Consider the following 20,462-nt stretch of genomic DNA (forward strand, 5'->3'; position numbering starts at 1 on the left):
GCCGTTCCGGAGGACAGCCATGCCGTCGCACGCCCTCACCACCGAGCAGCAGCAGATCAAGGACGAGTTCGTCGCCGTGCGGGGCACCTGGGGGGAGCCGTGGCAGCGGATGCTGGAGCTCGACCCCGCGTTCGTCCGCGCCTACCTGCACTTCTCCGCTGTCCCGTGGACGGGGGAGCAGCACCTGGAGCCGAAGGTCAAGGAGTTCGTCTACATCGCCGCCGACGCCGCGGCCACCCATCTCTACGAGCCCGGCATCCGCCAGCACGTCGCCGCCGCACTGCAGCACGGCGCAACGCGCGAGGAGATCATGGAGGTCATCGAGCTGACCTCCACCCTCGGCATCCACGCCAGCAACATCGGTGTCCCGCTGCTGCTGGAAGTGCTGCAGGAGGAGGGACTGCGCGACGGCCCCGCCCCGCTCGACGAGCGCCGCGAGAAGCTGAAGGCCGAGTTCACCGCGAACCGCGGCTACTGGCACCAGTTCTGGGACGGACTCCTCGAGCTCGACCCCGACCTCTTCGAGGCCTACATCGAGTTCTCCTCCGTACCGTGGAAGACCGGCACGCTCCCGCCGAAGGTGAAGGAGCTGATCTACATCGCCTTCGACGCCTCGGCCACCCACCTCTACGTCCCGGGCCTGAAGCTGCACATGCAGAACGCGGTCCGGCTCGGCGCCACCGCCGGCGAGATCATGGAGGTGCTCGCCATCGTCAGCGTGATCGGGATCCACGCGGCGACGACGGCGGCCCCGATCCTGGCGGAGCTCGCCGCGCAGACCTGAAGGCACCCCGCGGACGCATCCGCCGTGGTATCGTCGAACCTATGTTCGACGTCGGCTCGAGTGCGCAAGCCGACTTCGACGTGCCCGTCCCCGGATGGGACGACGGCGACGAGTGGGCGCCCGACGGCGGTCCTGTCGTGTTTCCCGAGGTCGAGCTGTCGGCCCGACCGGCCTCGTCGGGGTTGGCCATGGAGCTGGAGTTCGGCCTGCCCCCGCTCGATCAGCTCGACGATGCGACCCTGCTCTCCGTGATCACGTCCTACGCCCGCGTCGCGGCGTGGGCCCAGGCCAACGGGGCGCGGGCGTTGGCCGAGTTCGCCCGGCGGCGGGCGGCCGAGCCCGACGATGCCGACTACGCGGCGGACGAGATCGCTGTCGAGCTTCGGCTGGCCACGGGCACTGCACAGCGCCTGCTCGATCGCGCCACCGCCCTCGACCAGCACCTCGCGCCCACCCGTGCCCTGTGGGAGCAGGGCCTGCTCGACGAGCGCCGGGTCGCCGTGATCGTCGACGGCACCGGCCACCTCCCCGTCGAGATCGCCGCCCGGGTGCAGGACATGGTTCTGCCGCGTGCGCCCCGCCAGACCGTGGGGCAGCTGCGCGCCGCGGTGCAGCGCGCGATCATCGCCGCCGACCCGGGCGGAGCCGAAGCTCGTCACCGGGCAGCCCACGCCGAGCGAGCCGTCCAGCTTTGGCCCGATGCGGAGGGGATGGCCACCCTGGCCGCCAAGTTGTCCGCGCCCGACGCCGTGGGCTGCTACGAGTGGCTCAGCCGGCTGGCGCGCGGGCTCGGCGCCGATGACCCTCGCCCGATGGACGCCCGCCGGGCCGACCTGCTAGTCGGCCTGATCATGGGCCGGATCGTGGCTGGGGTGGCGGTCCCTGATGAGTCCGCGGCAGGCGAGTCGAGCAGTGGCGAGTCGAACAGTGGCGAGTCGAGCAGTGGCGAGTGGGACGTCGCGGAGCCGTCTGCGGGACAGCCGGCCTCCCAAGGAAGCGCCGGTGGGTCGACGGTCGGTGAGCCGGCCGATGGTGGGGCGCCGGTCGTGGGCGAGCCTGCCGTCGCGCAGCCGGACGTTTCCGGTTCGGCGGCAGGTCCGCCGGCAGCCCAGGATCCGGTGGTTCCCGGGGTCGGAGTTCGGGAGCCCGTCGGAGCTGAGGCGGCCGCTGGGTCAGCGTTCGCCCGAGCTTCGGCTGCCGCCGGCGGATCGGACGGGGATGCGGCGATCGACGGCGAGTCGGTCGACGTCACGTCTGCCGCTGTGCAGGCGATCCCCGATGGTGAGTCGGTCGTTCGAGAGCCCGCCGGCGATGCGACCGGTGGGCGCCCGGCTGCCCGCGATCCGGTCGCCGACGGAGCCTTCGTCGTGGAGGTGGTGCGGCCGGTTGCGCCGGGAAAGTCGCTCGTGCAGGTGATCGTGGATCTCGACACCCTGCGCGGGGCGACCGAGCATCCCGCCGAGCTGGCCGGCTACGGTCCGATCACCGCGTGGCAGGCCCGTGCGGTGGCTTCGGACGCGATATGGCGGCGACTGGTCACCGATCCGCTCTCGGGCACGGTGCTCGATGTGGGCCGCACGAGGTACCGACCGCCGGCGGGATTGGCGGAGCTGGTCCGTGCGCGGGATGCGACCTGCCGGTTCCCCGGTTGTCGCCGTGCGGCGTCCGGGTGCGAGCTCGACCACGTGATCGCCTACCCGGAGGGTCCGACCGCCGACACGAACCTGGCCGTCGGCTGTCCGCACCACCACCACCTCAAGCACGACACCGACTGGCGCGTCGAACTGCTGCCCGATGGTGCGCTGGAGTGGACCTCGCCGACGGGCTCGACGTACCGGACGTACCCGCGCGACTACCGGCCCGTCGACATCGGCCGTCCACCACCGGACAGCGACCCGCCACCGTTCTGACCGGGCCCCGGCCGCCGACGAGCAGCCGGGGCCGCGACGGCCTCGGGGCTCATTGCGCGATGTCCGCGCAAGGGGGTCGCTGAGCACCCTCGTCAGTGCTCAACCGCCGAGCCCGCCCCGGGTGTTGCCGCACCGCAGTGGGATCCGGTCACGATTCCGGGGGCACCACGCCGAACACTGCCAGCTGGGTGGCGATCGAGTCGTACCAGCCCAGCAGTACCACCAGTTCCAGCACGCCACGCTTGCCCAGCACCTCGACGGCTGCGGCGAACTCGGTGTCGTCGAGCGTCTTGCGGTCGAGCAGCGCAAGGCTGGCGTCGAAGACCGCCCGCTCCTCGTCGCTCGTGAACGCTGGCGGGGTGCGGGTGGCCAGACCCTCGATCTCGGCGTCGGTGAGCCCTGCAGCGCGGCCGGCCTTCCGGTGCGCATAGAGCTCGAACGGGCTCTCCCGATGGAACGCCATCAGCAGGATCGCGATCTCCCGCGAGCGCGCGGAGAGGCTCAGCTCGAACCGCAGCGCACCGCCGAAGCCCTCCAGCCCGCGGGCCAACGCGGGACTCAGCAGCCACGCGTTGGGCGGTCCGATGAGCCCGCCGTCCGGGTGCACCAGGGAGAACGCGGCGCCGGGAGCGGTCCGGCGGCCGCTGGTGAAGGCGGCGTAGATCTCCTCCTGCTCCGGCGTCATCTCGTCGGGGGTGATGCGGGCCAGACGTGTGGTCATCCGAGGTCCTTCCCGAGGAATCGCCGCGGGTTCGCGGCGAGCATGCGGTGCAGTGCGGCGCGGTCGACGCCGAGGTAGGCGAGCTGCTCCGCGACGAGCCGCAGGCACTCCGGCTCGGGCGGCACCCACCGCGAGAACACGTCCGAGCTGAGGACGAGCTGGTCGGGCCCCAGCACCTCGACGGCGCGGGCGAGATCGCGGACGTGCAGGTGCCCGTCGGGGTGCAGCAGCGGCGCGGCGGCCAGCTCGACGAGCGCACCGGCGTCGGTCAAGTGGCGCAGCTCGGCGGGGTCGTCGACGTAGTGCAGGGGGTGCGTGACGAGCACGCGCCGGTGGCCGATGGCCGCGCAGTGCTCGACGACGGCGGTGCTCTCGTCGAGCCCTATGTGCCCGGTGCCGACGGAGAGCCCGAGTGCCGCGCAGGCGTCGAGCGCGTCGCGGGCGGCTCCGGTGAGCCGCCCGTTCCCGTCGACGACGCGGACGGCGCGCTCGTCCGCGAACGCGTCGACGGACGGGGCGAGCCGGCGCAGCAGCGTGGTGATGTAGCCGCCGCGCCCGATGTCGGCGGCCGCTCCCCAGGTCGGGAGGAAGACCACCGTCGCCCCATGGGCGGCGGCCAGCTCGACGACGGTCGGGGTGACCCCGCCGAGGGTCGGGTTGAGGGTGAAGCTGCCGTGGACGGCGAAGTCGGGTCCCGCCTGCTCCCGCAGCATGAAGGCGCGGTCGGTGGTCGGCCAGAGGTGCGACTTGAGCACCCATCCGGCCATGCCGTAGCGCTGCGCAAGGCGCAGCACAGCGAGGTCGGCGCCGCGGCTCGCCGTGCCCGCGGCGAGGTCGGACTGCCCGTGGACATGGACGTCGATCGCGCCGGCGAGGACGTCGGCGAAACCGGCCGGTTGGGCGGCCGCCCATTCCTCCGTCATCGGGTCACCGGTTCGTACCGGTACCCGCCGGCCGGATCGGTGACGACCCGGCCGGGTACCGCGTCCGGGAAGTGCGCCGGGAACAGCAGAGTGTCGGTGTCGGCGACGTCGCGCAGCAGGGCCTCCCGTGAGTGCGTCGCACACGCCCCGTGCACGCAGAAGTCGGTGCTCAGCGACGGTCGGGCGAGCTGCAGCGGGTGGTGCACCATGTCGCCGGCGAATACGGCCCGCCGCCCCTCCGACACGACTTCGACGCAGACGTTGCCCGGCGTGTGGCCAGGAGCGGGGAGCAGCCGCACCTCCGGGCAGATCCGGTGGTCCGGCGCGACGACGTCGAGCAGGCCCGCCGCGCGCAGCGGCAGGACGCTGTCGCCGACGTAGTCGCCGAGCCGCTCGCGGAAGCCGTCGGGGTCGGTGCCGGTCCAGTACTCCAGCTCGGCCGCGGTCGTCAGGTGGCGCGCGTCGGGGAAGGCCGGTACCCACGCCGACCCGTCGAACCGCGTCGCGAACCCGACGTGGTCGACGTGCAGGTGGGTGAAGACGACGGTGTCGATCTCCCCGGGTGCGACGAGCCACTCGTCGGCGCGGCGGTCGAAGCACGCGTTGGGCCGCGCCTTGCCGTTGCCCACCCCCGCGTCGACGAGCAGCGTCCGCTCCGGCGTACGGACCACGAACGCGCCGATGTCGACGACGAGGAAGCCGTCCTCGCAGTAGGGAGGGCGCAGGTACCACGCGCCGGGGTCGAGGCCGGCGAGGTCGAGGTCGGGGAAGAAGAGCAGGGGATCGACGCGGTAGTGGAACTGGACGACGGGCGTCACGGTCACTGCGCCGACGCGGATCGGGCGAACGGCGGCGCTGCGGGGCCGGGCCCATGACGGACGCGGCACGTCAGACCTGCACCGGGTCGGGGGTGGAGCGCGCGGCCGGGACCGCCCGGATCCCGAACCGGCTCAACAACCGCGTCGCGACCAGGTACTTCAGGTGGGCCCCCGGCCACTGCGTGATGTTCGCGCCGCCGGGCGCGTGGTAGTAGTTGCGGCAGCCCGCCTCCATGGCGTTGGCCTTGCGGGCGATCTGGTCGTCGATCCACGCCACCCACCGGCGCTGCGCCTGCGGGTCCGTGTCGACGTGCCCCGCGCCCATCTCCAACCGGCGGATCGCCTGCGCCGCCACCTCGGCCTGCCGCTCCAGCTGGGCGATGATCGAGAACCCGCCGTTGGTGTTGGGTCCGTAGAGGATGAAGAAGTTGGGGAAGCCGGCGACGGTGACGCCGAGGAACGCCGACGCCCGCTCCGCCCACGCGTCGTGGATGCTGCGTCTGCCGATGCCGCGGACCTGCAGGTTGGCCAGGAACCGCGTGGGCTGGAACCCGGTGCTCATGATCAGCACGTCGACGTCGTGGTGCACGCCGCGCGCGTCGACGAGTCCCTTGTCGGTGACCGACGTGACCGGGTGCGGGACGAGCTCGACGTGCGGCAGGTTCAGCGCCTCGTAGAACGTGGACGCGACGACGGGTCGCTTGCAGCCCCACGGGTAGTCGGGCGTGACGGCGTCGCGCGTGGCCGGGTCCTGCACGGTCGTGCGGATGTAGTCGAGGCAGCGCTGTCGCATCGAGCGCTGCATCGCGCTGGACGCGTCGTAGCCCTTGAACCGCGTGATGGAGCCGTAGAAGAGGTACCCGCGGTGCAGCCACTGCGCGCCGGGCACGTGCCGGTAGACCCACCGCTCGCGCGGGGTGAACTCGCGCTCGCGCTTGGGCTCGATCCAGCCGGGTTCGCGCTGGAACACCAGCAGCGAACCGACGGCGTCGGCGATGCCGGGCACGACCTGCGCGGCCGTCGAGCCGGTGCCCACCACGGCGACCCGCTTGCCCTCCAGGTCGACGTCGTGGCGCCAGCGCGAGGTGTGGAAGCGCTCCCCGCGGAAGTCGTCCAGGCCGGGCCAGTCCGGGTAGTTGGGCACGCTCAGCAGTCCGAGCGCGGAGATCACGGCGTCGAAGGTGTCGACGTCGCCGTCGGCGGTGCGCACGGTGTAGTGCCGTTGCTCGTCGTCCCAGGTCACGTCCGTGACGGCCGTGTTCAGCCGGAGGTGGCGGCGCAGCCCGAAGGCGTCGACGACCTCACGGGCGTAGCGCAGCAGCTCCGGCTGCCGCGCGTGCGTGCGCGGCCAGTCGTACTTGAGGAAGGAGAAGCTGTAGGCGTGCGAGGGTATGTCCACCTCGCAGCCGGGGTAGCGGTTGTCGTACCAGGTGCCGCCCACGTCGGGCGACTGCTCGAAGATCGTGAACGTGGCCGACGTGCGTTGCCGCAGCTTGATGGCGGCCGCGATGCCGCCGAACCCGGCTCCGATGATCGCCACCCGGATCGTGCGGCGGGGCACCCTGCGTCGAAGTGGCACGTGTGGTCCTCCGGTCAGTCCGTGAGTGCGCCGGCCTCGGCCAGCACCTGTTCCGCCTGCCGGAAGGCCTGCAGGGCGGCGGGTGCGCCGCAGTAGGGCGCGGTGTGCAGGAGCAGTTCCTGGATCTCTGTGACGGTGCAGCCGTTGGCCAGCGCCGCGCGCACGTGCGACGCGAACTCGGTGGGCCGGTTCAGTGCGGTGAGCATCGCGAGCGTCGCCAGGCTGCGCGTGCGCCGGTCGAGCCCGTCCCGGGTCCAGACGTCGGCCCACACCGCGCCCGCGATCCAGTCCTGCGCGGGGCGGTGGAACGGCGTGGCGTTCGTGTAGTTCTGCTCGACGAGCCCGGCGCCGAACATCTCTCGTCGCACGGCCAGCCCGGCGGCCACCGCTTCCTCGTTCGCGTCCCGCACCGGACCCTCCCGTCGCCGACCAACATTGTCAGACAGTCAGACGATATGGGTACGGTGGCCCATCGCGCACCCCCTTCTTCCTGCCGGCCGGGGACGCGGTGGCCCGGTTCGGCCGGCGGGAGGTGGAGGAATCGCAGATGGAGCACAGTGAGCAGGGCCGGGTCGCGCTGGTGACGGGTGCAGCAGGCGGTGTCGGTCGGGCGCTCGTCGCCGTGCTGGTGGAGCGCGGCTACGCTGTCGTCGCGGAGGATGTGTCGCCCGCCGTGGAGGAGCTGCGCGACAGCGCGGTGCTCCCCGTCGTCGCCGACGTGGCAACGACCGGGTCGGCGGAGCAGGCTGTCGGGCTGGCCGAGCGGGAGTTCGGCCGGCTCGACCTCCTGGTCAACAACGCCGCGCGCTTCCTGCGCCGCTCGATCGCCGACTCGACCGACGTCGATCTCGAGTCCCTGTTCGCGGTCAACGTGCGCGGCGCGTTCACCCACGCCCGGGCGGCCGTCGAGCCCTTGGCGCGGACGGGCGGCTCGATCGTCACCGTCACGTCGATCTCCGGGCTGGTCGGCATGCCGAACCAGAGCGTGTACGCGCTGACGAAGGGCGCGCTGGTGCAGCTCACGCGCCAGCTCGCCGTGGAGCTGGCGCCGCGCGGGGTGCGCGTCAACGCCGTGGCGCCGGGAGCGATCGACACCGACTTCATCGCCGAGGCGCGGGCCGCCGACCCGGATCCCGAGGCGACCGCCGCCGCCGTGCTGGCGCGGCACCCGTTGGGCCGGATCTCGACGGCGGACGACGTCGCGCAGGCCATCGCCTACCTCGCCTCGCCCGTCGCGTCGGGCATCACCGGCGCGATCCTCAGCGTCGACGGCGGCTACGTGGCCCAGTAGGGCCGGTCGGCCCAGCGGCCACTGCCGCTGAATCGATACGCGGGTGCCCGCCTTCTGTGACCCCTTGCACATCGCCATCACGAGGTGCATTCTGCATCGCGAACAAGCTGTTCGTAAACTGAACAAGCGTTGGACTTGATGGAGCCGCCCGATGACCACCTTCCGCGAGATGCTGCGCTCGACCGACCGGCCGGTGCTCGGCACGTTCGTGAAGCTCCCGGCCCTCGAAGTGGCGGAGATCGTCGGCGGGGCAGGGTTCGACTTCGTCATCGTCGACACCGAGCACGCGCTGCTCTCCGTCCGCGACGTGTACGGGCTGCTCGTGGCCTACTCGCAGCAGGGCGTCGCGCCGCTGGTGCGCATCACCGACCACAGCTACGGCGACGCGCAGCGCTACCTGGACGCGGGCGCGGCGGGCATCCTCGTGCCGCACGTCTCGAACGGGGTGCAGGCGGCCGCGGCGATGCGCCAGTTCCTGTTCCCGCCGGACGGCACGCGCGGCATGGGGTTCGCCGCCCGCGCCGGACGGTGGGGTCAGCTGCCCGGCGGGCCGGCGGAGTACGTCCGCGCCGGTCAGGAGGACGTGGCGCGCGTCGCGATGGTCGAGGAGCAGGAGGCCGTCGACGACATCGGGGGCATCCTCGCGGCGCCCGGCGTCGACGCCGTGTTCGTCGGGCCCGGTGACCTGTCGCTGTCGATGGGGGAGCCGACGGGCTCCCCGGCGGTGCACGACGCCGTCACCCGCTGCATCAAGGCCGCGGTGGCCGCGGGGGTGCCCGTCGGCACCGTCGTGCAGGGCGCGGACCAGGTCCGGCTGCGCGCCGAGCAGGGCTGCCGGTTCATCGTCGTCGGCAACGACACCGGGTTCCTCGCCGGGGCCGCCCGGGCCGCCGCGTCGGCAGCGCGGTCCGCGCTCGACGGGCGCTGATCACCACACGAAGGGAAGCACGCATGGCGTACACGAAGGACGATCCGCGCTCGGCGCTGGCGACGTCGAGCCGCGAGGTGCCGTCGGGCACCGCGATCGCGGCGCCCCAGTTCCTCGACTTCTCCGTGCTCCCGCCGGACGCGACGTCGCCGGACGGCAGCCACCGGTGGATCACCCGGGGCCAGAACTTCGTGCTGATCTACACCGAACCCGCCGCGGGCGACGTGATCTGGCGGTCGACGCTGCGGTCCGAGCAGGTCGTCCTGCTGATCGACGAGCGCAGCGCCCTGCGCGGCACGGACGCCACCGGTGTCCAGCACGAGGTGGTCGGCCCCGCGCAGGTGGTCGTCCCGCCGGGGGAGAGCACGCTCACCGCCACGGGCACGGGACCGATCGCGCAGCTCCTGCAGTCCGACGAGGAGGAATGGGCAGCGCAGGCGTCCAACGCCGCGGCCTACGCCGAGCCGCATCCGCACGTCGCACCGCTGCAGCTGTGGCCGGAGCCGGTCGACGGCTACCGCTGGCGCACCTACCGGATGGCCGACGTGCCCGCCGACCCGAAGCGCTTCGGGCGCATCTTCCGCACCCGCGCGTTCATGGTCAACTTCATGCCGCCCTCGACGGGGCCCCGGGACGCCACGCGCATGTCGCCGCACTTCCACGACGACTTCGAGCAGGCCAGCCTCGTCGTCGCGGGCACCTACGTGCACCACATCCAGACCCCGTGGGGCACCGACGGCACGCAGTGGCGGCCGGAGGACCACGTCCAGGTCGGCAGCCCGTCGGTGACGATCATCCCGCCGCCCACCGTGCACACCTCGCAGAGCATCGGCTGGCGCACCAACCACCTGATCGACATCTTCGCGGGCCCGCGCCACGACTTCTCGGCCCGGCCGGGCTGGGTGCTCAACGCCGCCGAGTACCCCGCCCCGACCACCTGATCCACACCTGATCCACGACCGAGCCTGGACCGCGGGGGACCGGTCCGCCCGTCCTGTCCTTTCACCGGTGAAGGAGACACGTCCATGGCCGATCCCACCTCGGCGCCCCCCGACGCGACCGATCCCGCCTTCCGCGGCCGCCGGCGCAGGGCGATCCTCAGTGCCTGGGCCGGTTTCGCCGTCGACTCTTACTCGATCTACATCGCGTCGTCGGTGCTGCTGCCCGCGCTGATCTACTTCCAGGGCGACATGGCGCCCTCCGAGAAGGCGATCTTCGCCGGGATGACGCTCGCCGTCACCCTGCTCGGCCGCCCGCTCGGCGGCCTGATCTTCGGGCACTTCGCCGACCGGATCGGCCGCCGGCTGATCGGCGCGATCACGATCTACGGCTTCGGCACCGTCTCGCTGCTCATCGCGTGCCTGCCCGGCGCCCAGGTCATCGGCGCGGTGCCGGCGACGGTGCTGCTGCTCGCGCTGCGCTTCATCGAAGGAATCTTCCTCGGCGGGGAGTACACGGCCGCCACCCCGATGGCCCTGGAGTACGCCCCACCGCACCGCCGCGGCTTCATCGGCGCGCTCATCCAGTGCTCCGCGAGCGCCGGCCCGCTCTTCGTGGCGATCGCCATGTCGCTGACGTTGCTCATCGCTCCGAGCGGTGGCATCGACTCGCCGTACGTGCAGTGGGGCTGGCGGCTGCCGTTCGTCCTCGGTGCCGTCCTGTCGTTCCTGGTCGCCTGGTTCCTGCGCCGCCGCGTGGAGGACTCGCAGGTCCAGAAGGCGGTCGTCACCTCGGACGCGCCGCAGCCCTCGCCGCTGCGGATGATCCTGAAGGGCCGCACGGGACGCGCGTTCGTCCAGGCGTGGGTGATCATGACCGGCGTCTTCTTCGTCGTGAACCTGACGGGCAGCGTGCAGGCGCAGTTCCTGCTGCTCAACACCGGCTTCACCCCGGCGGACCTGGCGCGCACGCAGCTGATCACGCCGGTCGCGATGGTCTCCTACGTCTTCTTCGGCTGGCTGTCCGACCACCTGGGTCGAAAGCGGACGCTCTTCATCGCCGCCCCGCTCACGGCCGTGGTCTACCCGATCGCGATCACGCTGATCGGCTCCAACACCGTCCACGGGTGGTTCAACCTGACGCTGCTCGCCGTCGCGGTGAACATCGTGACCGTGGCCCCGCTGGGCGTGCTGCCGGCCTACATCAACGAGCGGTTCGCCACCGTCGTCCGCTCGACCGGCTGGGGCGTGGCCTACGGGACTGCGGTGATCATCCCGTCGTTCTTCTCCTACTACATGCTCTGGCTGAGCGCGCTCGTGCCGTTCGTCTACACGGCCGGGATCCTGGCCGTCCTCGGCGCGGTCCTGATCTTCGTCGCGACGGCGTTCGGCCCTGAGACGCGCGGGATCGACCTGCGGAAGGCCGGCGAGGACGCGCAGCGGGAGGCCCCCGCTCCCGTCGAGCCCGCGGCGCCGGCCGTGCGCACGCCGGTGGAGACCTGATGACGATCGCCGGTCTGCCCGACTTCGCGGAGCTGGCCCGCCGGACGGACGCACCGCCGGGCTCGTCGTGGGGCCTGTTCGGCCCCGACGACCAGCTGGGCACCCTCAACTTCCTGACGCAGGAGTGCACGGCGGCCGCGGCCCGGCTGGTGCGCCGCGGCGCGACGTTCAACCTCGACTACCCGCTCAACACGTTCGTGCCGAGTCTGGCCGGTACTCGCCCGCCGACCGAGCACCACATCTTCGCCAACAACCCGAACCACCGCGACGACTGGCTCGACTCGTTCTACCTGCAGTCGACCTCCCAGGTGGACGGGCTGCGGCACATCCGCCACCCCCGCTACGGCTTCTACGGCGGCGTCGCCGACGAGGCGATCGACGTGTGCCGCCCCGCGCTGGGCGTGCAGCTGCTGGCGGAGAAGGCGATCGCCGGGCGCGGGGTCCTCCTGGACGCCGTCGCGCACTTCGCGAGCATCGGCGCGCCGCTGGACTTCGCGACGATGACCCGGCTGACGCCCGCGGACCTCGACGCCGTCGCCGCGCACTGCGGCGTCGAGATCAGGCCCGGCGACATCGTGCTGCTGCGCACCGGCTTCGCCGAGGAGTGGGTGCGCCGCACCCCCGAGCAGCGGGCGGAGCGCCGCAGCGGCGCCACCGGCCTCGACCAGTCCGACGAGGTGGTCGCGTGGCTGTGGGACCACCGGATCGCGCTCATGGCGTCCGACAACGGCGGTCTGGAGTCGTTCCCGGTCAACCCGGCGTCGGGCTGGATCGACCCGGACGAGCCGCCGCCCGCGCGCGGCCCGTCGCACAACGGGATGTTGCACCGGCCGATGCTCGCGCTGCTCGGCATGGTGATCGGCGAGCTGTGGAAGCTCGACGAGCTGGCCGCGGACTGCGCGGCCGACGGCCGCTACGAGTTCCTGCTGACCGTCAAACCGCTGAACCTGGTGGGCGGGGTGGGTTCGCCACCGAACGCCATCGCCGTCAAGTGATCGAGAGGAAGCCTGCATGACCGCGACCGTGAGTGACCTGTGGGACGAGACGCTCGACGCGGACCGGTTCACGCCGGACCCCGACGTCGACGCGCTGCTCGTCGGCGGCGTCGACCTGCACACCCACCCCGGGCCGAGCCCGTTCCCGCGACGGATGTCGATCCTGGACGCGGCCACCGACGCGGCGACCGTGGGCTTCCGGGCGCTGGTCTGCAAGTCCCACCACCACAGCATGCAGACCGACATCCTGGCCCTGGAGCCGGTCGGGTTGCGCGACACCGGGGTCCACGTCGTCGGCGGCATCGCGCTCAACCGGACCGTGGGCGGGCTCAACCCGTACGGCGTCGAGCTGGCGCTGCGGATGGGCGGGCGGGTGGTGTGGTTCCCGACCATCTCCTCGACCGCCCACCTCGAGTTCCACGCCTCGCACCACAGCGGTTTCCCGATCTCGGGCATCCCGCTGCGCGACAACGAGCCGATCAGCATCCTCGACGAGGCCGGCGCGCTGGTGCCGCCGGTGCACGACATCCTGTCGGTGATCGCCGCCGAGTCGGCGGTGCTCAACTGCGGGCACCTGCCCGCCGCCGAGATCGACGTGCTGGTGCCCGCCGCCGTCGCCGCCGGCATCGAGCGCATCGTCATCAGCCACCCCGACTTCGTCGTCGACGCGGACCCCGAACGGGTCGGTTCGTGGGCTCGGCAGGGTGCCACCGTCGAGCTGTGCCTCGCGATGCTCGTGGGCGCGCGGTCCACCGGATCGCCCGTCGAGCGGACCGCGCCGTACCGCAGCGCGGCCGGCGTGCGGCACACCATCTTCTCCTCCGACCTCGGGCAGAAGGGCAACCCGTTGCCGATCACGGCGTACCGGCGGATGGTGCGTGCCCTGCTGGACGCCGGCACGCCGGAGGACGACATCCGCGGCATGGTGGGCGGCAACGCCGCGCAGCTGCTCGAGGCGTGAGCTCACCGCGCCGCAGTCCGGCCGTCGGCGGGACCCTGGGTATAGTCGCAGGTCGGTCGAGGTGGGGACCGGCCCCTCCGTGATCGAACCCGGAGGAGGGCCCTTGGCCAGCGCGGGCGGCACCGGTGACATCCAGGCGGTGCAGCGGGTCGGGCAGCTGCTGGCGCTGTTCACCGTGAACCGGCCGCGCCTCACCGCCGCCGAGGCCGCCGCGCTCGTCGGGCTCAACCGCAGCACGGTGAGCCGCTACTTCGGCTCGCTCGCACTGGCCGGCTTCCTGGAGCGGTCGCACGAGGAGCCGACGGCGTACGAGCCGGGGCCGCTGCTGCTGCAGCTCGGCGCGGTCGCCCAGGGCCGGCGGCGCGTGCTGGACCTCGCGCCGAGCCACATGCGCCGGCTCTCCCGCGAGACGGGGCTGACGGTCGTGCTGTCGTTGTGGGGATCGGCGGGCCCGGTGGTCTCCCTGGTGAGCGAGATCGGCACCAGCCCGATCCTCATCACCGTGCGCATCGGCACCGTGCTCGAGATGGACTCCGCGCAGGGCAAGCTGTTCCTGCACTTCTCCCGCGACCGCCACGCGGCGGAGCAGTACCTGGCGAGCCTGAGCCCGAGCGAGCGTCGCCGCGTCGAGGCCGAGGTCGCCGAGGTCGGCGAGGTCGGCTTGAGCCGGGCGGATGCCCCGATGGGTATGTCCATCCTCGCCGCACCCATCTTCGACGACCACGACATCGCCGCCACCGTGGCGCTCGTCGGCAAGCTGGACGTCGACACCACGATCGCGTCGGCACTCGGCCGCGCCGCCCACGGGATCACGCAGGACATGGGGGGCAGCGCGCACTGGCGCTCGGTGATGCCGAACCAGGCGCCCGTCTCCGACCCGGCCGTCGAGGCCTCGTAGAGCCTGAGCAGGCGCCACGCGGGACCGCGGGTCGCGGTGGATCCGGTCGTGCAGGACGGGTGGTCGAGGGGGTGGGTTCACCCTCCCCGGCCGGCCGTGCCGGCGTGAGGATCCCCCGACGCGCACTCATCGGCGAATCGCTGTCGGAGGTCCTCCCATGCCGCTCGACCCTGCCTGCCGCGACGTACTGGGCATCCTGGCCGCCTCCGGGGCTCCACCGCTCGACGAGCTGCCCCTGCCCGAGGCGCGGGCGGCGTACGACCAGCTGGCCGCCTTCGCCGGTGCGCCCGCGCCCGTCGCCAGCACGGAGGACGTGTCGGCCGGCGGGGTTCCTGCGCGCCTGTACCGGCCCGAGGGGGAGGGCCCGCACCCGGTCCTGATCTTCCTCCACGGCGGTGGCTGGGTGCTGGGCAGCGCCGCCGGGTACGACACCGTGGCGCGCGGCCTGTGCGCCGGGGCAGGTGCCATCGTGGTGAGCGTCGACTACCGGCTGGCGCCGGAGCACCCGTTCCCGGCCGCCGTCGACGACGTCCGCACGGCCGCCCTGTGGGTCCGCGCAACCGCCGCATCGCTGGGCGGGGATCCGGCCCGGCTCGCCGTGGCCGGCGACTCCGCCGGGGGCAACCTCGCCGCCGTGCTGGCGAACGAGTTGCCCGGCACCTTCGCGTTGCAGGTCCTCCTCTACCCGGGCACCGACCTGACGATGTCGCACCCGTCCGTCGTCGAGAACGGGGAGGGCTACCTGCTCACGCGGGCCGCCATGACCTGGTTCACCGACCAGTACGTCGGGCAGCTGGATCGCCGGAATCCCCGGGTCTCGCCGCTCTACGCCGCCGAGGAGACCCTCGCCGCCGCGCCACCGGCGCTGATCATCACCGCCGAGTTCGACCCGCTGCGTGACGAGGGGACGGCGTACGCCGCGCGGCTGGCCGCGGCCGGGGTGCCCGTCGAGCACACGTCCTACCCGGGCATGATCCACGCCTTCTTCGCGCTGGGTGGCCTGGTCCCGGCCGCCGAACGAGCCCGCGACCAGGTGTGCGCCGCGCTCGACCGGGCATGGAACCGCGCGCCGGCAGCGAGCGCCTGACGAGGACTGCTCATCGGCTGGTGTGCCTCCTACCATCAGCCGATGAGCGACGAGCGGCCCGGCGGGGCAGCGGCGATGCTGCCGGCCGCGACGACCCGGTTCGTCGGCCGCCGGCACGAGAGCCGGGACGTCCGCCGTCTGCTCGAGAACGCCAGGTTGGTGACGCTGACCGGGGTCGGCGGCGTCGGGAAGACCCGCCTGGCGCTGCACGTCGCGGAGGAGGTGCGCCGAGCCTTCGCCGACGGGGTGTGGTTCGTTGAGCTCGCGGTGCTCACCAGCGGCGACCGGATCGCCGACGCCGTCGGCACCGCGCTCGGCATCACCGACCGGTCCACCCGTCCCGCCCTGGACAAGATCGTCGAGCACCTGCGTTCCCGCCAGGTCCTCCTCGTGATCGACAACTGCGAGCACGTCGCGACGGAGGCCGCGCGGTTCGTCGACCGCGTGCTGCGGATGACGACGCAGGTGCGCGTCCTCGCGACCAGCCGGCACACCCTCGGGGTCGACGGCGAGCACGTCTTCGACGTCCCGACGCTCGCGGTCCCCGACCCGCACGGCGTGCACGGCGCCGCGGTGGCGTGCCGGTTCGATGCGGTCCGGCTGCTGTCGGACCGTGCGGCGGCGATCCATCCGGGGTTCGCCGTCACGGACGGGAACGCCACCTCCGTGACCCGGCTGTGCGCGCAGCTCGACGGCCTCCCGCTCGCGATCGAGCTGGCGGCCACGCGGCTGCGCAGCCTGTCCGTCGACCAGGTCGTCGAGCGGCTGGAACACCGGTTCGCTCTGCTCACCGGCGGGTCGTCGGCGGCGCAGCCGCGGCAGCGGACGCTGCGGGCGATGGTCGACTGGAGCCACTCGCTGTGCTCGCCGGCGCAGCGGACCCTGTGGGCGCGGTTGTCGGTGTTCGCCGGGTCGTTCGACCTGACCGCCGCGGAGGCGGTGTGCGCGGACGCCGATCCCGTCGCGGACGGCGGTCTCGCCGCCGGCGACGTGCTCGACCTGCTCGACGACCTGGTGGCGCAGTCGATCGTGCTCGCCGACCGGGACAGCGGCGCCGGTGTGCGGTTCCGGCTGCTCGAGACGATCCGGCAGTACGGGCGCGAGCAGCTGGCGCAGCGCGCCGAGACCGACGCGCTGGTGAAGCGGCACCGGGACCACTACGTCGACGTGGTGGAGACCGTGGCCGCGCGGTGGTGCAGCGGTCACCAGGAGGCCGACCTCGCCCGCTTGCGCGCGGACCGCGGCAACCTCGCGAGCGCTCTCGAGTCGGCGACGTCCGGGACGACCGCGGACCCGCGCGCGGCGTTGCGGCTCGCCGCGGGCCTGCGGCCGCTGTGGTACGCGGACGAGCAGCTCAGCGACGGTCGGCACTGGTGCGACGCCGCACTCGCGCTGCCCCGCGCGGCCGACCCGCTCCGCGTCCGCGCGCTGTGGGTCGCTGCCTGGGTGTCCCTGCTGCAGGGCGACGAGTCGACGGCGAACGCCCGGCTGGGGGAGTGCGAGCAGCTCGCGGCGCGGCTGGGCGACGAGCCGGCCGTCGCGCACGCGATGAGCCTGCGGGCCACGGCGGCGCTGTTCCGCGGTGAGCTCGACACGGCTGCCGACCTCTTCGCCGCCGCGCTGGACCGCATGGAGCGCCTGAACGACCTCGAGGGGCTCGTCTGGGGCCTCTTCCAGCAGGCGATCACCCTCGCGCACCGGGGCGAGCGCGACGTCGTCGTCGACATCCTGAACCGGTCGCTGGAGATCAGCGAACGGCACGGCGAGCTGCTCTGCCGGTCGTACACCCTGTGGGTGCTCGGGTTCTCCGCGTGGCGACGCGGCGACACGGCCGTCGCGAGCCGTCGGGTGTGCGAGGGACTGACGATCCAGAGCGCGTTCAACGACTCCGTCGGGGCCGCCCTCATGATCGACACGCTCGCGTGGATCGCGGCGTCGGCCGGCGACATGCCGCTCGCCGCGTCCCGGCTGGCCGCCGCGCATGCGGCGTGGACGGCGGCGGGCACCTCGATCGCGGCCTTCGGGCCCCCGCTGCTCGTCCATCACGACGCCGCCGTCGCAGCGGTGCAGGCGGCGGGCCGGTCGATCGGTGCCGCGCCGGGAACGGGCGGTCCGGCGACCGTCGCGCAGATCATCGCCGGCGTGCTCGGCCGGCCGGCCACACCGCGCGACGCCGAGCCGCCCGTCGCGCTCACGGCACGCGAGCTGCAGGTGGCCGAGCTGGTCGCCGCGGGGATGAGCAACCGCGAGGTCGCCGCCCGGCTCGTCCTGTCGCCGCGGACCGTCGACGGGCACCTGGAGCGCATCCTCGCCAAGCTCGACTTCACCTCCCGCACCCAGATCGCCGGATGGGTCGCCGAACGCCGCATCGCCTCCGGGAACAGGTAGCCGATCGGGTGGTTCCACCCTCCTCGCCCCGGGGTGCGCGGCGTGATGCTCGCCACCCCTGACGAGGAGGTCGGCGATGACAGCTGCGGTGGATCGAGCTGTGACGGATCAGGACGCGACACATGCGCGGCCGAGCGTCGCGCCCGGTGCGCTGTGGATCGGTGGGCGCCCGGCGGCCGCGGCCGACGGGGCGACCCGCACGATCCTCGACCCGGCCACCGCGCAGGCGGTGACGACCGTGGCGGACGGTGGCGCGGCGGACGTGGCGCTGGCCGTCGTCGCGGCCCGGGCGGCCGCCGACTCGGGGGTGTGGTCCGGCATGGCACCGCGCGCTCGCGCCGAGGTGCTGGCCCGGGTCGCCGCGCTGATCAGGGAGCACGCCGAGGAGCTCGCCCGGCTGGAGTCGCTCGACGTCGGCAAGCCGCTGATGTTCACCCGCATGATCGACGTCCCGACGGCGGCCGACACCTACGCCTACTACGCCCAGCTCGCCGCGAGCATCGAGGGCTCCGCGCGCACGCCGTCGATCCCGGCGTTCGCCTACACCCGCCGCGAGCCCCACGGCGTCGTCGGGGCGATCACGCCGTTCAACTTCCCGTTGATCCTGTCGGCGACCAAGCTCGCGCCCGCCCTGGTCGCCGGGAACACCGTCGTGCACAAGCCGGCCGAGGAGACGCCGCTGACGGCGTTGCGGATGGCTGAGCTGTTCCACGAGGCGGGCCTGCCCGACGGCGTGCTCAACGTGGTCACCGGCGGCGCCGACGCAGGTCGGGCGCTCGTCGCCGACCCGCGGGTGGACAAGATCGCCTTCACCGGGTCGAGCGCCGTGGGCCGGTCGGTCGCCCAGGCCGCGGGCGCCGCGCTCACTCCGGTGCTCGTGGAGCTGGGCGGCAAGGGCGCGAACGTGATCTTCGCCGACGCCGACGTCGAGGCCGCGATCGGCACGGCGATCAACGCGTTCGTGTTCAACACCGGGCAGTTCTGCATGGCCGGCTCGCGCCTGCTCGTCGAGCGGCCCGTCTACGACGCCGTCGTGGAGGCGCTCACCGGCGCCGTCGGGCACGTGCCCGTCGGTGACCCGTTCGCGGACGGGACCGTCGTCGGCCCGATGGCCGGCCCGACCCACGAGGCGAAGGTCCGCAGCTACATCGAGCTGGCCGCCGAGTCGGGCTACCGCCTCGCCTCGGGGCCGGAGCACGACGGCCCCGGCTTCTTCGCGCCGGTGACGGTCGTCGCCGGCGTCGACCAGGCGTCCCCGCTGGTCCAGGAGGAGGTCTTCGGCCCGGTGCTCACCGTGCAGGCGTTCGACACCGAGGACGAGGCCGTCGCCATGGCGAACGGCACTCCGTACGGCCTGTCGGCGGGCCTGCAGACCACGAACCTCGCCCGCGCCCACCGCGTCGCGGCCCGGCTGCGCGCCGGGATCGTCTGGGTCAACGGCTGGTCACTGCTCGACGTCCAGATGCCCTTCGGCGGCACCGGCCGCTCCGGCTACGGCCGCGAGAACGGTCCAGAGGCGCTCGACGAGTACCTCCGCACCAAGTCCGTCCTGATCGACCTCGGCTGAGAGGAACGACCCGATGACCACCACCACCCAGGCCGCCGTCGTGGAGGAGCCCGGAGCCTCGTTCGTCGTGCAGGACGTGCTCCTGGACGACGTCCGGCCCGGCGAGGTCCTCGTCCGGATGGTCGGTGCCGGCCTGTGCCACACCGACCTGGGCGTCCGGGCCGGGGGCATCCCGTTCGCCCTGCCCGGGGTGCTCGGCCACGAAGGCGCGGGCATCGTCGTCGAGGTCGGTGCCGGCGTCACCCGCGTCCGGCCGGGCGACAAGGCGCTGCTGAGCTTCACCTCGTGCGGCAGCTGCCCGAACTGCCGGGCGGGGCACCCCGCGTACTGCGCCACCTGGGTACCCGACAACCTCATCACCGGGACCCGGCGCGACGGCACCCGCACCGTGAGCCGCGGTGGCGCGCCCCTCGGCGGCCACTTCTTCGGCCAGTCGTCGTTCGCCGCCCACGCCGTCGTCGACGAGCGCAGCATCGTCAAGGTCGACGATGAGGCGCCGCTGGAGTACCTGGCCCCGCTCGGCTGCGGCGTGCAGACCGGCTTCGGCACCGTCTGGAACGTCCTCGCCCCGGCACCGGGCAGCACGATCGCCGTGTTCGGGGTGGGCGCGGTCGGGCTGGCCGCCGTCATGGCCGCGAACCTGCTGCCGCTGTCGGGCGTCATCGCCGTCGACCGCCTCCCCGGCCGGCTCGACCTGGCGAAGGACCTCGGCGCCACGCACGTGGTGAACGGCGAGACCGAGGACGTCGCCGCCGCCGTGTTGGCCGCGACCGGCGGCCGCGGGGTCGACCACGCGATCGACACCACGGCGGTCCCGGCGGTCCTCCGCGCCGCCATCGACGCGCTCGCCGTGCGCGGCACCTGCGCGGTGGTCGGCGCCCCGCCGGCCGGCACGGAGGCGTCGTTCGACGTGCAGGACCTGCTGCCCGGCAAGCGCATCGTCGGCGTCACCCTCGGCGACGGCGACCCGGAGTCGCTCCTTCCGCAGCTCGTCGAGCTGCACCGGCGCGGCAGGCTGCCGATCGAACGGCTCGTGCGCCACTACCGCCTCGACGAGCTCGACCAGGCCGCCGCGGACATGCACCACGGCGCCACGGTCAAGCCCGTCGTGCGCTTCAGCGACGTGTGAACGTCGTCGACGCCGCGTGTCCGGCGGCGTTCGGCCGTCATG

The 20,462-nt window shown here is 73.1% G+C and carries 18 protein-coding genes; 13 read left to right on the forward strand and 5 right to left on the reverse strand.

Annotation, left to right across the window (positions count from 1 at the left end; all coding sequences use genetic code 11):
* Positions 1–19: 19 nt before the first annotated feature.
* Both ACQEVB_RS40055 and ACQEVB_RS40060 read left to right on the forward strand, forming a co-directional pair.
* Positions 20–784 (forward strand): carboxymuconolactone decarboxylase family protein, encoded by a 765-nt coding sequence (locus ACQEVB_RS40055; protein WP_432984933.1) that lies wholly within the window; start codon positions 20–22, stop codon positions 782–784.
* Between the two features lie 41 nt (positions 785–825).
* Positions 826–2,694, forward strand: a complete 1,869-nt coding sequence (locus ACQEVB_RS40060; protein ID WP_432984936.1) for a DUF222 domain-containing protein — start codon at positions 826–828, stop codon at positions 2,692–2,694.
* A 148-nt stretch (positions 2,695–2,842) separates the two neighbouring features.
* Here the strand turns inward: ACQEVB_RS40060 and ACQEVB_RS40065 are convergent, their stop codons facing one another.
* From ACQEVB_RS40065 to ACQEVB_RS40085, 5 genes are all read right to left on the reverse strand, one after another.
* A complete protein-coding gene (locus tag ACQEVB_RS40065) occupies positions 2,843–3,415 on the reverse strand; it encodes a carboxymuconolactone decarboxylase family protein (protein WP_432984939.1) in 573 nt (190 codons plus the stop codon).
* Positions 3,412–4,338, reverse strand: a complete 927-nt coding sequence (locus ACQEVB_RS40070) for a DUF6282 family protein (RefSeq protein ID WP_432984942.1) — start codon at positions 4,336–4,338, stop codon at positions 3,412–3,414. Before ACQEVB_RS40070 ends, ACQEVB_RS40065 begins: the two co-directional genes overlap by 4 nt.
* Positions 4,335–5,156: an MBL fold metallo-hydrolase gene (locus ACQEVB_RS40075; RefSeq protein ID WP_432984945.1), complete on the reverse strand. Its 822-nt coding sequence runs from the start codon at positions 5,154–5,156 to the stop codon at positions 4,335–4,337. Before ACQEVB_RS40075 ends, ACQEVB_RS40070 begins: the two co-directional genes overlap by 4 nt.
* A 70-nt stretch (positions 5,157–5,226) precedes the next feature.
* A complete protein-coding gene (locus ACQEVB_RS40080) occupies positions 5,227–6,735 on the reverse strand; it encodes a flavin-containing monooxygenase (RefSeq protein ID WP_432984948.1) in 1,509 nt (502 codons plus the stop codon).
* A 14-nt stretch (positions 6,736–6,749) separates the two neighbouring features.
* Complete coding sequence (locus tag ACQEVB_RS40085; protein ID WP_432984951.1) at positions 6,750–7,145, reverse strand: carboxymuconolactone decarboxylase family protein; 396 nt, start codon at positions 7,143–7,145, stop codon at positions 6,750–6,752.
* Positions 7,146–7,282: 137 nt separating this feature from the next.
* On the opposite strand from ACQEVB_RS40085, the gene ACQEVB_RS40090 reads away from it, so the two are divergent.
* From ACQEVB_RS40090 to ACQEVB_RS40140, 11 genes are all read left to right on the forward strand, one after another.
* Positions 7,283–8,026 carry an SDR family NAD(P)-dependent oxidoreductase gene (locus ACQEVB_RS40090; protein ID WP_432984954.1) on the forward strand — a complete coding sequence of 248 codons (744 nt, stop codon included), beginning with the start codon at positions 7,283–7,285 and terminating at the stop codon, positions 8,024–8,026.
* A gap of 151 nt (positions 8,027–8,177) precedes the next feature.
* Positions 8,178–8,954 (forward strand): HpcH/HpaI aldolase family protein, encoded by a 777-nt coding sequence (locus tag ACQEVB_RS40095; protein WP_432984957.1) that lies wholly within the window; start codon positions 8,178–8,180, stop codon positions 8,952–8,954.
* Positions 8,955–8,977: 23 nt separating this feature from the next.
* Complete coding sequence (locus ACQEVB_RS40100; protein WP_432984960.1) at positions 8,978–9,895, forward strand: hypothetical protein; 918 nt, start codon at positions 8,978–8,980, stop codon at positions 9,893–9,895.
* 84 nt (positions 9,896–9,979) lie between these two features.
* Positions 9,980–11,395 carry an MFS transporter gene (locus tag ACQEVB_RS40105; protein WP_432984963.1) on the forward strand — a complete coding sequence of 472 codons (1,416 nt, stop codon included), beginning with the start codon at positions 9,980–9,982 and terminating at the stop codon, positions 11,393–11,395.
* The gene (locus tag ACQEVB_RS40110; protein WP_432984966.1) at positions 11,395–12,390 is read left to right on the forward strand and encodes a cyclase family protein; all 996 of its coding nucleotides are present in this window, start codon (positions 11,395–11,397) and stop codon (positions 12,388–12,390) included. Before ACQEVB_RS40105 ends, ACQEVB_RS40110 begins: the two co-directional genes overlap by 1 nt.
* Positions 12,391–12,406: 16 nt before the next feature.
* Positions 12,407–13,351 (forward strand): DUF6282 family protein, encoded by a 945-nt coding sequence (locus ACQEVB_RS40115; protein ID WP_432984969.1) that lies wholly within the window; start codon positions 12,407–12,409, stop codon positions 13,349–13,351.
* 103 nt (positions 13,352–13,454) lie between these two features.
* Positions 13,455–14,249 (forward strand): IclR family transcriptional regulator, encoded by a 795-nt coding sequence (locus ACQEVB_RS40120; RefSeq protein WP_432984972.1) that lies wholly within the window; start codon positions 13,455–13,457, stop codon positions 14,247–14,249.
* A 157-nt stretch (positions 14,250–14,406) separates the two neighbouring features.
* Positions 14,407–15,336 (forward strand): alpha/beta hydrolase, encoded by a 930-nt coding sequence (locus ACQEVB_RS40125; protein ID WP_432984974.1) that lies wholly within the window; start codon positions 14,407–14,409, stop codon positions 15,334–15,336.
* Positions 15,337–15,378: 42 nt separating this feature from the next.
* Entirely contained in the window at positions 15,379–17,724 is a 2,346-nt protein-coding gene (locus ACQEVB_RS40130) for an ATP-binding protein (protein ID WP_432984977.1), read from the forward strand.
* A gap of 100 nt (positions 17,725–17,824) precedes the next feature.
* Positions 17,825–19,291 (forward strand): aldehyde dehydrogenase family protein, encoded by a 1,467-nt coding sequence (locus ACQEVB_RS40135; protein ID WP_432984980.1) that lies wholly within the window; start codon positions 17,825–17,827, stop codon positions 19,289–19,291.
* A gap of 13 nt (positions 19,292–19,304) precedes the next feature.
* Positions 19,305–20,420: an NAD(P)-dependent alcohol dehydrogenase gene (locus ACQEVB_RS40140; RefSeq protein ID WP_432984983.1), complete on the forward strand. Its 1,116-nt coding sequence runs from the start codon at positions 19,305–19,307 to the stop codon at positions 20,418–20,420.
* Positions 20,421–20,462 lie beyond the last annotated feature (42 nt).

Origin of the sequence: Pseudonocardia sp. CA-107938 (assembly GCF_050936315.1) — a bacterium.
Classification (GTDB): domain Bacteria; phylum Actinomycetota; class Actinomycetes; order Mycobacteriales; family Pseudonocardiaceae; genus Pseudonocardia.